Source organism: Klebsiella sp. PK01 (assembly GCF_057624675.1).
This window is the reverse complement of record NZ_JBYEZM010000006.1, coordinates 241,921-256,734: the sequence shown is the minus strand read 5'-3', so window position 1 is coordinate 256,734 and position 14,814 is coordinate 241,921. Positions and strand designations below refer to the sequence as shown.

Sequence of the window (14,814 nt, the reverse complement as noted above, 5' to 3'; positions counted from 1 at the left end):
AATACCGGCCCTCCCTATAATGGCTACGACCTAATTACTGCAGTTCATCTGGAGATATTATGAGCAAAACTATTGCGACGGAAAAGGCACCAGCAGCTATCGGCCCATATGTACAAGGTGTTGATCTGGGTAGCATGATCATCACTTCCGGCCAGATCCCAGTAGACCCGAAAACCGGCAGCGTGCCGGAAGATGTCGCCGCGCAGGCGCGTCAGTCCCTGGACAACGTAAAAGCTATCGTTGAAGCCGCTGGCCTGAAAGTGGGCGATATCGTGAAAACCACCGTTTTCGTGAAAGATCTGAACGATTTCGCCACCGTGAATGCCGCGTATGAAGCGTTCTTCACCGAGCATAACGCCACTTTCCCGGCGCGTTCCTGCGTAGAAGTCGCGCGTCTGCCGAAAGACGTGAAGATTGAGATTGAAGCTATCGCGATCCGTCGCTAATCGCTTCTCTGCCCTCACCCCAGGCGCTTGCGCCATCCGCGGGGTGAGGGAAATGCCCTATTTTATCTTCGTTGCCCGCAGCAGTTTCTCCAGCGGATAGACCGCCGCAATCACCAGCTCATCCTGGGTTTTCGCCGCCGTATCCAGCTGCGCCTGGATTGAGGCGTACTCTTTATCGTCCAGCGTTCCCTGCCGCGCCACCAGATCGGTCAAGCGCAGCCCGAGGCTCGCCAGCTTATCAACCTGCTGCACCACCGGTTTAATCGCCGCCAGCTGATAGTTATTATCGGTCAGCGCTAGCGCATCGCCGCTGTTGTTCTGCCAGCGGGTAAAGACGTGGCGCAGCGCATCGGCGCTCTCGGTGTCTTCGGCATCGCTGATCAGCCGCTCCGCCCACTGGTTCAGGCTGCGTACGGTATCGCTCTCCGCCGGTAACGCATCGGCCAGCCGGTTAAGCGGTTCAAATTGATGGTAATTGTTCGCCTGGAACTTGAGATGCTGACGGGTGTAGTAATGCGCCGGCTCCAGCGCCTCGGCGAGGATCTGCAACGCCAGCGTATGGCTGCTGTTCGCCAGCCGGGTGAACTGCTCCAGCTGCTGAGTGTGCTGCTGCAGGCCCACGGAGACCGTTGACCAGCTGTCCATCGCCTGCAGGCGCTGATACATATTGTCGCTGTCTTTGACGTCCTCGGCCGACCACAGACGCTCCGCTACTGCAAAAGCGCGCGGCCACAGCTTGATATCGATGACCGGCGCGGCGACGTTTTCCGCCCACAGCGCCGCCTCACCGCCCAGCAGATTCTTCTGTTGCTGCGCGTCGGGCAGCGTCGGCTGAATGCCCTGCGGCACGGCATCCAGCCGCTTGCCGTCAATGGGATAACGGGTGTTGCCAAGCAGGAAGTAACCTGCGAGCTTGTCATCGTTAATGGTCAGTACCGGGCGGGTTTCGCCCATCCAGGTATCGACGCGGAACGTAACCTGATTGTCGCCGAGCCATTCAATCTCCTGCACGGCACGCCGTGATTTACCTTTAAAATCAATAAACCCTCGCCAGCCGCTATCGCCTTTTACCAGCGTAAAGCTGCCCTCAACCGCGCTGCCCTTCAGCCGCGGCATCGAAAACTGCCAGCTCTGGGCGCTGTCGCTATCGGTAATCGTATCCACGCCGTTAAGCCCCTGCGGGATAATTTCATTACGATAGTGATAGGCGGTGTACTGCGGCTGGTCGAGGTAAAAACCGGTGGAGAGAATACCGCGATAGCCGTGTTTGGCGACGTCGCCTAATGCGTCCTGCCCCTGCCAGGACTGGATCAGAATGCTCTTCGGTAAATCAGGGTGGTAGATCTCATCCCAGCCGACCATCTGCCGGTGATGTTTCTCGAGCAGCTTCTCCAGGCGCCGGTTGAAGTACGCCTGTAGCGCGTGGCTGTCCGCCAGCCCCTTCTCTTTGAGGAATTTCTGAATGGCCGGATTGGCGCGCCACTGGCTGTCATCGACTTCATCACCGCCGATATGCAGATACGGATCGGGGAAGATAGCCGCCAGTTCGCTGACCATCGCCTCGGCAAACGCGTAGGTGGCCTCTTTTGTTGGGTCGAGTACCGGTTTCAGCACGCCCCAGTGGCGCTCCATCGCGTAAGGCCCCGGCGCGCTCATCAGTTCCGGATAAGCCACGGCGATCGCCGAGGCGTGGCCCGGCATATCGATTTCCGGCACCACGCGAATACCGCGTTCAGCCGCGTAACGCACAATGTCTTTCATCTGCGCCTGGGTATAAAACAGGCCGTCGCTGGCCTGCTGCTGCAGCTTCGGATAGCGGCTGGAGGCGAAACGCCAGCCCTGATCGTCGGTCAGATGCCAGTGCAGTACGTTAAGCTTCGCCGCCGCCATACCGTCAATCTGCCGTCTGATCGCCGACAGCGGCATAAAGTGACGGGCGGAATCCAGCAGCAGTCCACGCCACGGGAAGCGCGGCGCATCGTCAATGGCGACATAAGGAATGGTGGTGCCGTCAGGACCGTTTTGTACCAGCTGTAGCAGCGTTTCCATGCCGCGCAGCGCGCCAAAACGCGTATTGGCTTTCAGGGTCGCGCCGTCTGCGTTAACGGTTAGCTGATAGCTTTCGTCGCTATCCGGCTGCGGCAGGAAAGGCACTTTTTTACTGACGATCACGTTAATGGTTGGGCTTTTCACCGGCGCCGTCTGCGGCTGGAGCGTCCAGCCGGTTTGCCGCGCAAGACGTTCGCGCCAGCGGTTCGCCGCCTCACCAAGATCGTCGCCGCTGACGTTGATCGTCAGCTGATTATTTAGCGCCAACGCCCCCTGCGCCTGCGGGCGCTCCACATGGGCGGGCCACGGCATCAGCGGCAGATCGCCCGCCGGGGCGGCAAGCGCCATGCTGCTCAGTAATATTCCGCTGGTCAGCAGACTGTAACGCACGGTGTTAATCATCAATGTTCCTTTTTATGACGGGCCAAAAAAAGCAAAACATTGGGTTAACATGCGCACAAAAGTGCGTCAATACATGGCGTTGACGGGCTTCACAACTTGATGAGATTTAAGAGAAATACCGGTAAGCCCCTCTGCCCGGTGGCAAAGGGGCGAAACCTCTACTGCCAGCCGTAACGACGGCTGTAGAAGCCTTTAACGGTCTGGGTCAACACCATGTAACCCGCCAGAATCGCCACCAGCCATGGGAAATAGCTGAGCGGCAGCGCCTGCAGCTGCAGGTAGCCCGCCAGCGGCGAGAACGGCAGCGCGATACCCACCGCCATCACCAGCAGCGTCATCGCGAACAGCGGCCACGCGGCGCGGCTCTGGACGAACGGAATGCGGCGGGTACGGATCATATGCACAATCAGCGTCTGCGACAGCAGCCCTTCAATAAACCAGCCGGACTGGAACAGGGTCTGCATCTCGACGCTGTTGGCGCGGAACACCCACCACATCAGGCTGAAGGTGAGGATATCGAAAATCGAGCTGATCGGCCCGAAGAAGACCATAAAACGCCCGAGATCGGCCGGGTTCCAGCGCTGCGGTTTACGGATCTGCTCATCATCGACGTTATCAAACGGAATCGCCACCTGGGAGACATCGTACAGCAGGTTCTGAATCAACAGGTGCAGCGGCAGCATCGGCAGGAACGGCAGGAAGGCGCTGGCCACCAGCACGCTGAAGACGTTGCCGAAGTTGGAGCTGGCGGTCATTTTGATGTACTTGAGCATGTTGGCGAAGGTGCGGCGGCCTTCGATAACCCCCTCTTCCAGTACCATCAGGCTTTTTTCCAGCAGAATGATATCCGCCGCCTCGCGGGCGATATCCACCGCGCCGTCAACGGAAATGCCAATATCCGCCGCGCGTAGCGCCGGGGCGTCGTTAATACCGTCACCCATAAAACCCACCACGTGACCTTCGCGTTTCAGCAGCGTCACGATGCGCTCTTTATGCAGCGGCGCCAGGCGCGCGAACAGCGTGGTGCGTTTCGCCAGCGCCGCCAGTTCGTCGTCGCTCATGGCTTCAATCTGGCTGCCAATCACCACTTCGCCCGCATCCAGACCCACTTCATGACACACTTTCGCCGCCACCAGTTCGCTGTCGCCGGTGAGGATTTTCACCGTAATGCCGCTGGCCTTCAGCGCTTTCAGCGCCGGGGCGGTAGTCTCTTTCGGCGGATCGAGAAAGGCGATGTAGCCTTCGAGGATCAGGTCGGATTCATCCGCACGCTGATAGTCGCCTTCCCGCGCCGGCAGGTATTTGGTCGCCACCGCCACCACTCGCAGCCCCTGACGGTTCAGGGTATCGGTCACCCGGCGAATACGGCGCAGCATGGTCTCGTCCAGTGGTACGATTTCGCCGTTGTAGCGCACCTGGGTCGAGACGTTGAGGATCTCCTGCAGCGCCCCTTTACAGATCAGCTGATGCGCGTCGTCCTGCTCTTTCACCACCACCGACATGCGGCGACGTTCAAAATCAAACGGGATCTCATCCACCTTCTGCCAGCGCTCCGCGAGACCGCGAGCGGCATCCAGCTCCACGCCTTCCAGCACCGCGGTGTCGAGCAGGTTTTTAAGCCCCGTCTGGTAATGGCTATTGAGCCAGGCGGTGTGCAGGACTCTCTCGCTGGATTTACCGGAAACATCGGTGTGGTTCTCCAGCACGATTTTGTCCTGGGTCAGGGTGCCGGTTTTATCGGTGCAGAGGATATCCATCGCGCCAAAGTTTTGAATGGCGTCGAGGTGTTTGACGATCACCTTTTGTTTTGACAGCTTCACCGCCCCGCGCGCCAGCGTCGAGGTGACGATCATCGGCAGCATCTCCGGCGTCAGGCCGACCGCCACCGACAGCGCGAACAGCGCCGCTTCCCACCAGTCGCCTTTGGTGTAGCCGTTGATCAACAGCACCACCGGCGCCATCACCAGCATAAAGCGGATCAGCAGCATGCTGACCCGGCTAATGCCTTTCTGAAAGGCGTTCGGTTCGCTTTCCTGCTCGCTGACGCGCCCGGCAAGCTGGCCGAACCAGGTGTTGCCGCCGGTGGCGTAGACGATGGCCTGCGCCGAGCCGCTTACCACGTTGGTCCCCATAAAGCACAGGGTGTCGCATTCCAGCGGATTGGTTTGTAGCGGATCGCGGGTGCGCGCGACTTTTTCAACCGGCAGCGATTCGCCGGTCAGCGAGGCCTGAGCGACAAACAGGTCGCGCGCCACAATGATGCGCAGGTCCGCCGGGATCATATCTCCCGCCGATAGCCTGACGATATCGCCCGGCACCAGTTGGTCGATGGGCAGTTCGAGCCAGCGGCTCTCGCCCTGCTCGTTGATAACCCGCAGCACCGTGGCGGTATTGCTGACCATCGCCTTCAGCGCATCCGCCGCTTTGGTCGAGCGCGCTTCCTGGATGAAGTTAAGCAGCGTCGAGATGCCGACCATCAGCGCGATAACGCCCGCGGCGAACAAATCTTCAGTGGAATAGGAGACGATGCCGAGCACCGTCAACAGCAGGTTGAACGGATTGCGATAGCAGGTCCACAGATGAACCCACCACGGCGACGGCTTCTGCGCCGGGATTTGGTTATCGCCGTGCAGGGCGATTTTCGCCGCCACTTCGACGTCGTTCAGACCTTCAGGGTGGCTGTCGAACGCGCGCCAGATTTCATGCTCATCCATGGCCGCCACGTCCAGGCAGCGCTTGCCGAGTGAATCCGGGATCGGCGCGCTGGCCAGGTTACGGGCGTCGGGCAGCGGATCGCGCTGGATCAAACGATGGGGTAAATGACGGCTAAGCTGCGCGAACAGCTGCCGGGTAAAATTTTTCAGCATAAACAGTCCCTCCGCGCTCGCGCGAGCGAACGCAGCGTTGCCAACAGGCGTGGCAAAGCCTTACCTGTCAGGCATTATTTTTATAGGGCAGGGACATCGTGGACGTCACTGCTTTACGCTTTCCGGTAAAGCAGTGCTAAACAGGCTTACCGGAAAGAAAGGTTGCTCCATCGAGGATGAGGAGTGGGATCGGGGTCCATAAAATTCTCCGGTAAGTAACTCAAGACGGCGCGGAGTATACCGCGACCAGGAAACTATTTGTGGCTATTATGGCTATCATACCGTCCGGCAACTAAACCGGACCTCAACCAGTCTTTGCTCATTGAGGATTCGTTGAGTAGCATTAGACTCACTCAAATCGGACGACGGCGAGAACCTCGTATGCAAAACCGGCTAACAATCAAAGATATCGCGCGTTTAAGCGGCGTCGGAAAATCGACGGTGTCGCGCGTGCTGAATAACGAAAGCGGCGTCAGCGAGCGCACCCGCGAACGGGTGGAAGCGGTGATGCAGCAGCACGGTTTCTCCCCTTCCCGCTCCGCCCGCGCCATGCGTGGTCAGAGCGATAAGGTGGTGGCGATTATCGTCACCCGTCTGGATTCGCTGTCGGAAAATTTAGCGGTGCAGACCATGCTGCCCGCCTTTTATCAGCAGGGCTACGATCCGATCATGATGGAGAGCCAGTTTTCTCCGGCGCTGGTGGAAGAACATCTGGGCATGCTCGCCCGCCGCAATATCGACGGCGTGGTACTGTTCGGCTTTACCGGTATTCGCGAGGAGATGCTCGCGCCGTGGCGCGAAACGCTGGTGCTGCTGGCGCGCGACGCTCCCGGCTTCGCTTCGGTGTGTTATGACGATCATGGCGCGATCAAGTTACTGATGCAGCGTCTCTATGAGCGCGGACACCGGCATATAAGCTTCCTCGGCGTGCCGCACAGCGACGTTACCACCGGGGAACGCCGTCATCAGGCTTATCTCGATTTCTGCGCGCAAAAGAAGCTCACGCCGACCGCTGCCCTGCCGGGACTGGCGATGAAGCAGGGTTATGAAAGCGTTGCCAGCGTACTGACGCCCGAGACCCGCGCGCTGGTCTGCGCCACCGATACTCTCGCTCTCGGCGCCAGTAAATATCTACAGGAACAGCGTATCGACACGCTACAACTCGCCAGCGTTGGCAGCACGCCGCTGATGAAGTTTCTGCATCCGGAGATCCTCACCGTCGATCCCGGCTACGCCGAAGCCGGACGCCAGGCGGCGCAGCAGTTGATCGACCAGATCGCTGGCCACGCCGAACCCCGCCAAATCGTCATTCCCGCTGCCCTGAATTAATCTCGTTCGGGCGATTTATGTGATCTTCGCCGAGTTTCGGGAACGTTCCCATTTTGCATTCCCAACGGAACGGTTAGGATGCATGCAAGGTAAAAACGGCATCTCTCCCCTCTGTTTTTGAGGCTTCATCATGAGCAAAGTAAACCAGCAGGACATCGATAAACTGATCGAACTGGTGGGCGGGCGCGGCAACATTGCCACCGTCAGCCACTGTATTACCCGTTTGCGCTTTGTGCTGAACGATCCGGCCATCGCCAAACCGAAAGATATTGAGCAGTTGCGCATGGTGAAGGGATGCTTCACTAACGCCGGGCAGTTCCAGGTGGTCATCGGCACCGAAGTCGGCGATTACTATAAGGCGCTGCTGGCCACCACCGGCCAGGCGTCCGCCGACAAAGAGCAGGCCAAACAGGCCGCGCGGCAAAACATGAAGTGGCACGAACGGTTGATCTCGCACTTTGCCGAGATCTTTTTCCCGCTCCTGCCGGCGCTGATCAGCGGCGGTCTGATCCTCGGTTTCCGTAACGTCATCGGCGATCTGCCGATGAGCAACGGCCAGACGCTGGCGCAAATGCACCCGTCGTTGAAAACGATTTATGACTTCTTGTGGCTGATTGGCGAGGCTATCTTCTTCTATCTGCCGGTGGGGATCTGCTGGTCAGCGGTGAAGAAAATGGGCGGCACGCCGATCCTCGGGATCGTGCTTGGCGTCACGCTGGTCTCTCCGCAGTTGATGAACGCTTACCTGCTCGGCCAGCAGGTGCCGGAAGTGTGGAACTTCGGCCTGTTTACCATTGCGAAAGTCGGCTATCAGGCGCAGGTGATCCCGGCTCTGCTGGCGGGGCTGGCGCTGGGCTTTATCGAAACGCGCCTCAAGCGTATCGTGCCTGACTACCTCTATCTGGTGGTGGTGCCGGTGTGCTCGTTGATTCTGGCGGTGTTCCTCGCTCACGCTTTTATCGGCCCGTTTGGTCGTCTGATTGGCGACGGCGTGGCCTTCGCGGTACGCCACTTGTTAACCGGCAGCTTCGCGCCGATCGGCGCCGCGCTGTTCGGCTTCCTCTATGCGCCGCTGGTGATAACCGGCGTACATCAGACCACCCTCGCTATCGATATGCAGATGATTCAAAGCATGGGCGGCACGCCGGTATGGCCGCTGATTGCGCTGTCGAATATTGCTCAGGCGTCGGCGGTGGTAGGCATTATTATTGCCAGCCGTAAACAGAATGAACGCGAAATCTCGGTACCCGCGGCGATCTCCGCCTATCTCGGGGTCACCGAACCGGCGATGTACGGCATCAACCTGAAGTACCGCTTCCCGATGCTGTGCGCGATGGTCGGATCCGGCCTTGCGGGCCTGCTCTGCGGCCTGAACGGCGTGCTGGCGAATGGCATCGGCGTCGGCGGCCTGCCGGGCATCCTGTCGATTCAGCCAAGCTACTGGCAGGTCTACGCCACGGCGATGGCCATCGCCGTGGTAGTGCCGATTATCCTCACCACCGTGGTTTATCAACGCAAGTACCGTCAGGGCACCTTGCAGATTATCTAACGTCTTCTTTCGGGGCGCCGCTTGCGCCCCCTTTATTCGCAGGAACGTAATATGAATACCCTTCCCCGCTGGTGGCAAAACGGCGTTATTTATCAAATCTACCCGAAGAGTTTTCAGGACACCACCGGCAGCGGTACCGGCGATTTACGCGGCGTCACCGCCCGTCTCGACTACTTGAAAAAGCTCGGCGTCGACGCTATCTGGCTGACGCCGTTCTACGTCTCACCGCAGGTGGACAACGGCTATGACGTGGCGAACTATACCGCTATCGATCCCTCATACGGCACGCTGGAAGATTTCGACCAACTGGTCGCCGGAGCGAAAGCGCGCGGTATCCGCATCGTGCTGGATATGGTGTTTAACCATACCTCGACGGAACACGAATGGTTCATCCAGTCGTTAAATAAGGTAAGCCCGTACCGCCAGTTCTATATCTGGCGCGACGGCGAGCCGGGAACATTGCCGAATAACTGGCGTTCGAAATTCGGCGGTAACGCCTGGCAGTGGCATGCGGAAAGCGAACAGTATTATTTGCATCTTTTCGCCACCGAGCAGGCGGATCTCAACTGGGAAAACCCGGCGGTACGCGCCGAGCTGAAAAAAGTCTGCGAGTTCTGGGCCGATCGCGGCGTTGATGGCCTGCGCCTCGATGTCATCAATCTTATCTCCAAGGATCAGAACTTCCCGTCCGATAGCGTTGGCGATGGACGTCGCTTCTACACCGATGGCCCGCGGGTTCACGAGTTCCTGCAGGAAATGAGCCGCGATGTCTTTACCCCTCGTGGCCTGATGACCGTCGGCGAAATGTCTTCCACTTCGCTTGAACACTGCCAGCAGTATGCCGCGCTGGACGGACGCGAACTGTCGATGACGTTTAATTTTCATCACTTAAAAGTCGATTATCCCGGCGGCGAAAAATGGACCCTCGCCCGTCCGGACTACGTGGCGCTGAAAGCACTATTCCGCCACTGGCAGCAAGGGATGCATAACCGGGCATGGAATGCGCTGTTCTGGTGTAACCACGATCAGCCGCGCATCGTGTCACGCTTCGGCGACGAGGGCGAGTACCGGGTGCCGGCGGCGAAGATGCTGGCGATGGTACTGCACGGCATGCAGGGCACGCCCTATATCTATCAGGGCGAAGAGATTGGCATGACCAACCCGCATTTCAGCAACATCAGCGATTATCGCGACGTGGAAAGCCATAACATGTTTATCGAGCGCGCGGCGCAGGGGCAAAGCCCGGATGAACTGCTGGCGATTCTGGCCAGCAAATCGCGCGATAATAGCCGCACACCGATGCCGTGGCACGACGGCGAGAACGGCGGCTTCAGCGATGGAGAACCCTGGATCGCGTTGGGTGATAACTATCGCGAGATTAACGTCGAGGCGGCGCTAGCGGATCCGGAATCGGTGTTTTACACCTATCAGCAGCTGATCGCGCTGCGAAAAACCACGCCGGTGCTGACCTGGGGGGATTATCAGGATCTGCTGCCGGACCATCCGTCGCTGTGGTGTTATCGCCGCCAGTGGCAGGGGCAGACGCTGGTGGTGGCCGCCAACCTGAGCCGTGAGTTCCAGCCGTGGCAGCCGCCGGAGATGTCCGGCGACTGGCGGGCGCTGATTGGCAACTATGCGGAAACGGCCAACCGTCCGGCGGCAATGACGCTGCGGCCGTTCGAAGCGGTATGGTGGGTGCAGGCGTAAAGCTTTTCCCCGGTGGCGCTACGCTCACCGGGGCTACCGGTTCGTGGCACTGGAGATTACGCGCGGTCAGCGTCAGGAAGGATAACGCTCTCCTGCGGCTGCGCTGAGGCATGCTCCTCTTTGGCCTTCAGCCGATCCCAGGCGCGGAAGAACGGATAGTAAACCACCAGCGAAATAGTTAAATTCACTACCTGCAGTACGGTGCCGGAAATATGGCCGCCGGTCGCCAGATAGCCGCTGATGAAAATCGGCGTGGTGAACGGCAGCGCGATTCCGGCCGGCGGCGCCACCAGCCCGGTCGCCATCGCGGTATAGGACACGATCACCAGCAGCACCGGCGTTAAAATAAACGGCAGGAAGAAGTAGGGGTTCATCACCAGCGGGATGCCAAACACCATCGGCTCGCTGATGTTAAACAACGCTCCCGGCGCGGCAATTTTCCCCAGCTGTTTCATCTGCTGACTACGGCTGCGCAGCAACATAAAAATCACCAGCCCCAGCAGCGCGCCGGTGCCGCCGGGCGCAATCCACAGGTCGTAAAATTGCTGGGTAATAATATGCGGGATCGGCTGGCCGTTCTGAAAGGCCGTCAGGTTCTCTGACATATTCGACAGCCACACCGGCTGGATAAATACCAGCACAATCGCGTCGCCGTGCAGGCCCAGCGTCCACAAAATACCGATCACAATCACCGAAATAATCATCCCCGGCAGCGTACCGCCGACGTGATGCATCGGAATACCGATCAGGGTGGCGATCATGCTGTTGATGTCGCCGAACGGCGAGGCCTCAACCGCCAGGCGCAGCGCCAGCACCACCGCCAGAACACAGAAGCCGGGGATCAGGGCGAGGAATGATTTCGCCACTGCCGGCGGCACGCCGTCCGGCATGCGGATAACGAGATTGCGGCTGGCGACCAAACGATAAATCTCCGTCGACAGCAGCGAAATAACAATAGCGACAAACAACCCCTGGCTGCCGACCATGCTCACCGGGATCACTCCTTTAATCACCTCCGCCGCGCCGTGTACCGGGGTAAACAGGGTGTTTTGCGGGATAGTCATCACAAAAGCCACCAACGACATCGCCCCGGCGCTCAGCGGGTCGATAGTGCGGTACTTCTCAGCCAGCCGATAGGCGATGCCGAAGCTGGAAATCAGCGCCATAATGTCGTAGGTCGCTTTCACCGGGTACAGCATTTTATCGCGCCAGACCTCGCCAAACAGGCCGCTCATCATGTCGGCATAGCCGGGGATCGGCAGGTAGGCGAAAATCAGGAAAAACGAGCCAATCAGCATAAACGGCATATTCAGAATGATGCCATCGCGTACCGACAGGACGTGCTTTTGCCCGGCGATTTTCAGCGCCGCCGGCATGACGTAACGTTCAATCCAGCTTGTATTCGACATGGTGTGCTCCCGAGGGAAATAGCGGTCAGTTAAATTGCGTCAGCCATTGACGGTTTATCGTTAACACTTCATCCAGCAGCGCCTGGGCATCGGTGACGTTACCGACCAGCGGGTTAGCCACCAGCGCCAGCAGCGCGCTCTCGCGGCAGCCGTGTACCGCGGCTTCAATCGTCAGCCGTTCAAAGGCTTTCACCTGCTGCGTCAGGCCGTTCATCGCCGGCGGCAGCGGGCCGAATGCCAGCGGCCGCGCCCCTTGCGCATCGATAATGCTGTTGGTTTCCACCACCGCATCATCATCCAGGCCGTGAATCGCGCCGTTGTTGCGGGTGTTTACCACCATCTCCGCGCCCAGGTTGTTGTGAATCGCGTTGATAAGCTCAACGGCCACTTCCGAGTAGTAAGCGCCGCCGCGAAAGCTCAGTTGCTCTGGTTTTTCTTCCAGCTGCGGGTCGGCGTACAGCGCAAACAGCTCCTGCTCGACCTTCATCACCTGCTCGGCGCGGGTGCCTTTGGTTTTCGCTGCGGCGATCTCTTCCGCCAGCATCGCCGGCGTCAGCCAGAAATAACGATGATAAGGGCACGGAATCGCCTTCAGCGCGCGGAGGAATTCCGCCGGCCACGGCAGTTCTTTAATGTTGTTCATCGACAGCGCCTTACCGTCGCACAGCATATCGATCACTTTACCGGTGACATCCTCGCGCCCCTGTAGCACCTTATGCACCCAGACCATATGGTTGAGCCCGGCAAAGCGCAGTTTCACTTCGGACTCCTGCGCGCCCAACATGCCGACGATCATGTGCTGCATGTTGATCGGTACGTTGCACAGGCCGATGATCTTCGCCTTGCTGTAGCGGCTGACCGCCTCGGTGACGATCCCCGCCGGGTTGGTAAAGTTAAGAATGAACGCTTCCGGCGCCAGTTGTTCCACTTTGCGCGCAACATCGAGGATCACCGGGATCGTCCGCAGCGCCTTGGCGAAACCGCCGACGCCGGTGGTCTCCTGGCCCAATAGATGATATTTGAGACCCAGCCGTTCATCGGCGGCGCGCGCCGCCAGTTGCCCGACGCGTAGCTGCGTCAGCACAAAGCTGGCGCCGCGGATCGCCTCATCGAGCGTAAAGTGGACGCTGACCGCCACCTGCTCCAGCCCTTTATGTTTCAACATCCGCCGGGCCAGCGCGGCAATGATCTCAACTTTTTCCCTGCCGGATTCGACATCCACCAGCGCCAGTTCGGTGACCGGAAGCTGCTCATAACGAACGATAATCCCTTCAATAAGCTCCGGCGTGTAGCTGCTGCCGCCGCCGATAACGGCGATTTTCAGTGCTTGCATAGTGACCTCTATTCGCATTTTTCGGCATGCAGATCGCCGCGCGCGATCGCCAGGACCGCACGTGAGGGTGATAAAAAACGGGATTAGTAAATTAGCGTTCGAGCAGGGCCAGCGCTTTATCCAGCACCGCGGCGCCGCGCATCATGCCGTAGTCGGCCATATCGATCACCGCTACCGCTTTGCCCTGCGGCGCCGCCAGCGCGGTTAGCCGTCCGGCTTCGTATTTGACCTGCGGTCCGAGGAGGATGACATCGGCGTTCGGCAGTTCACGTTCAAATTCCGCCACCGCCACCGCGTAGATTTCCAGCGCCAGCGCGCGCTGCTGGGCTTCCGCTTTCATTTTATTTACCAGCATGCTGGTCGACATGCCTGCGGCACAACAGAGTACGATTCGTGGCATTGCGCTTCCCCTTTGCATGTTTATCGCTTCAGCCTTCACGACCTGTGCGACTATATTGTTAATATTGTGTGATAGTGAAGGCTATATGAAAATAATTTTCACCGATGTGATCGAGGCTCAATTTTTGCGCATTATTTCCTCATGTCATTGCCAAACATCGACGCCAGATATAGGAAATCGCCTGCGCAGATGCTATAAAAACGGCTATTCACTAAGTGAAAAATATTTTCAATTCCGGGTACTGCCAAAGGGAACATCAGGATGGATATCGTAGGTCAGCTACAGGAAGGATTGATCCGCTTTAGCGCTCAGGAGTCGCGCGTCGCCGCCTTTATTCTGGAAAATCTTAGCTTTACCGCCAGCGCCTCCATTGACGAACTGGCCGCCAGCGCGGGGGTCAGCCCGGCCACCATCACCCGCTTCGCCCGTTCAGTGGGCTGTGATGATATTCGTGATTTACGTAAACAGCTGGCGCAGGCTAGTGAACGGCGCGCCAGCTGGCTCACGCCGGATAGCGCCGCCCTGCCCGTCGCCTGGCGCGACAAACTTAGCAGCCTCGGCGATACGCTAACCCGCCAGCTCGGGCACACCGCCGAAGCGGCGGTGGAAAAGTGCAAATCGCGCCTGCTGAGCGCTCGCGCGGTGCATTGCTTCGCCCTCGGCGCCCAGGACGTGGCGCTGGCGGCGCTGCTGCAGCACCAGCTGCTGCCATCCGGCATCGCGATTAATCTCTGTCAGGAGGCGGCGCTGATGCGAATGACCGCCAGTACCCTCAACGACGATCATCTACTGCTGGTGCTGGCCACCGCCGAAGCCAGTACGGTATTACAGAGCGCGACGCTGCAGGCGCGTACGCAGGGAGTGACGATTATCGCACTGACCCCGGAACAGCATGCGCTGGCCGATATGGCCAGCGCCGTGCTTCCGCTGCCCGCCAACCCGCAACATGCCCGCTACGCCCTGCTACTGCTGGTCGATCTGCTTAACGATACATTGATAGCCTGAATGTTTTGCCCGTTCCTTTAGTGTTCGGGCCCAATTTTTGCTTATATTTTAAGCGCCTAAATTTACATTTACGCCAGCGCCCATCATCCGTACTCTCACCTTTTTACCTTGTTCTGGGTCAATAAAATCGCAAACATCTTTGATGCAAATCACTACATATAGAACTTAAAATGCGCCCCGGCCCTACATATTGTATTAATCGTCTATTATGTCACCATATCTTGTCGTTGTTGGGCGGTGATGAGATGTGGATAAAAAGGGCCGGATCCGAAGGCAAACGCCGCTAGTCGTAGCGTGGCGCGCTTTTGGGAGACCTTC

The 14,814-nt window shown here is 58.7% G+C and carries 11 protein-coding genes; 5 read left to right on the top strand and 6 right to left on the bottom strand.

The annotated features are described in order from the left end of the window. Positions 1-59: 59 nt before the first annotated feature. A complete protein-coding gene (ridA, locus tag AC22LX_RS20025; RefSeq protein ID WP_020079786.1) occupies positions 60-446 on the top strand; it encodes a 2-iminobutanoate/2-iminopropanoate deaminase in 387 nt (128 codons plus the stop codon). 57 nt (positions 447-503) lie between these two features. Here ridA and AC22LX_RS20020 read toward each other — a convergent pair whose 3' ends face one another. The 3 genes from AC22LX_RS20020 to mgtL all read right to left on the bottom strand — a co-directional run bounded on the left by AC22LX_RS20020 (position 504) and on the right by mgtL (position 5,964). Next, positions 504-2,897 carry a beta-N-acetylhexosaminidase gene (locus tag AC22LX_RS20020; protein ID WP_487334165.1) on the bottom strand — a complete coding sequence of 798 codons (2,394 nt, stop codon included), beginning with the start codon at positions 2,895-2,897 and terminating at the stop codon, positions 504-506. Positions 2,898-3,055: 158 nt separating this feature from the next. Next, complete coding sequence (mgtA, locus tag AC22LX_RS20015) at positions 3,056-5,764, bottom strand: magnesium-translocating P-type ATPase (protein WP_487334164.1); 2,709 nt, start codon at positions 5,762-5,764, stop codon at positions 3,056-3,058. A gap of 146 nt (positions 5,765-5,910) precedes the next feature. After that, positions 5,911-5,964, bottom strand: a complete 54-nt coding sequence (mgtL, locus tag AC22LX_RS20010) for a mgtA regulatory leader peptide MgtL (protein ID WP_219340445.1) — start codon at positions 5,962-5,964, stop codon at positions 5,911-5,913. A 181-nt stretch (positions 5,965-6,145) separates the two neighbouring features. Between mgtL and treR the strand changes: the two genes are divergently transcribed. The 3 genes from treR to treC all read left to right on the top strand — a co-directional run bounded on the left by treR (position 6,146) and on the right by treC (position 10,349). Continuing rightward, complete coding sequence (gene treR, locus AC22LX_RS20005) at positions 6,146-7,093, top strand: trehalose operon repressor TreR (protein WP_045394704.1); 948 nt, start codon at positions 6,146-6,148, stop codon at positions 7,091-7,093. A gap of 130 nt (positions 7,094-7,223) precedes the next feature. Next, positions 7,224-8,642, top strand: a complete 1,419-nt coding sequence (treB, locus tag AC22LX_RS20000; protein ID WP_045378471.1) for a PTS trehalose transporter subunit IIBC — start codon at positions 7,224-7,226, stop codon at positions 8,640-8,642. Between the two features lie 51 nt (positions 8,643-8,693). Next, positions 8,694-10,349, top strand: coding sequence for an alpha,alpha-phosphotrehalase (treC, locus tag AC22LX_RS19995; RefSeq protein WP_045394702.1), 1,656 nt, complete (start codon positions 8,694-8,696; stop codon positions 10,347-10,349). A gap of 56 nt (positions 10,350-10,405) precedes the next feature. Here treC and celB read toward each other — a convergent pair whose 3' ends face one another. The 3 genes from celB to AC22LX_RS19980 form a co-directional block, all read right to left on the bottom strand. Beyond that, the gene (gene celB / locus AC22LX_RS19990; protein WP_045378465.1) at positions 10,406-11,758 is read right to left on the bottom strand and encodes a PTS cellobiose transporter subunit IIC; all 1,353 of its coding nucleotides are present in this window, start codon (positions 11,756-11,758) and stop codon (positions 10,406-10,408) included. 25 nt (positions 11,759-11,783) lie between these two features. Further along, positions 11,784-13,091 (bottom strand): 6-phospho-beta-glucosidase, encoded by a 1,308-nt coding sequence (locus tag AC22LX_RS19985; protein WP_047046225.1) that lies wholly within the window; start codon positions 13,089-13,091, stop codon positions 11,784-11,786. Between the two features lie 91 nt (positions 13,092-13,182). Beyond that, a complete protein-coding gene (locus tag AC22LX_RS19980) occupies positions 13,183-13,491 on the bottom strand; it encodes a PTS sugar transporter subunit IIB (protein WP_020079792.1) in 309 nt (102 codons plus the stop codon). A gap of 261 nt (positions 13,492-13,752) precedes the next feature. Here AC22LX_RS19980 and AC22LX_RS19975 point away from each other — a divergent pair, with 261 nt between their 5' ends. Further along, entirely contained in the window at positions 13,753-14,496 is a 744-nt protein-coding gene (locus AC22LX_RS19975; protein WP_045394700.1) for a MurR/RpiR family transcriptional regulator, read from the top strand. The last annotated feature ends 318 nt before the right edge of the window (positions 14,497-14,814 follow it).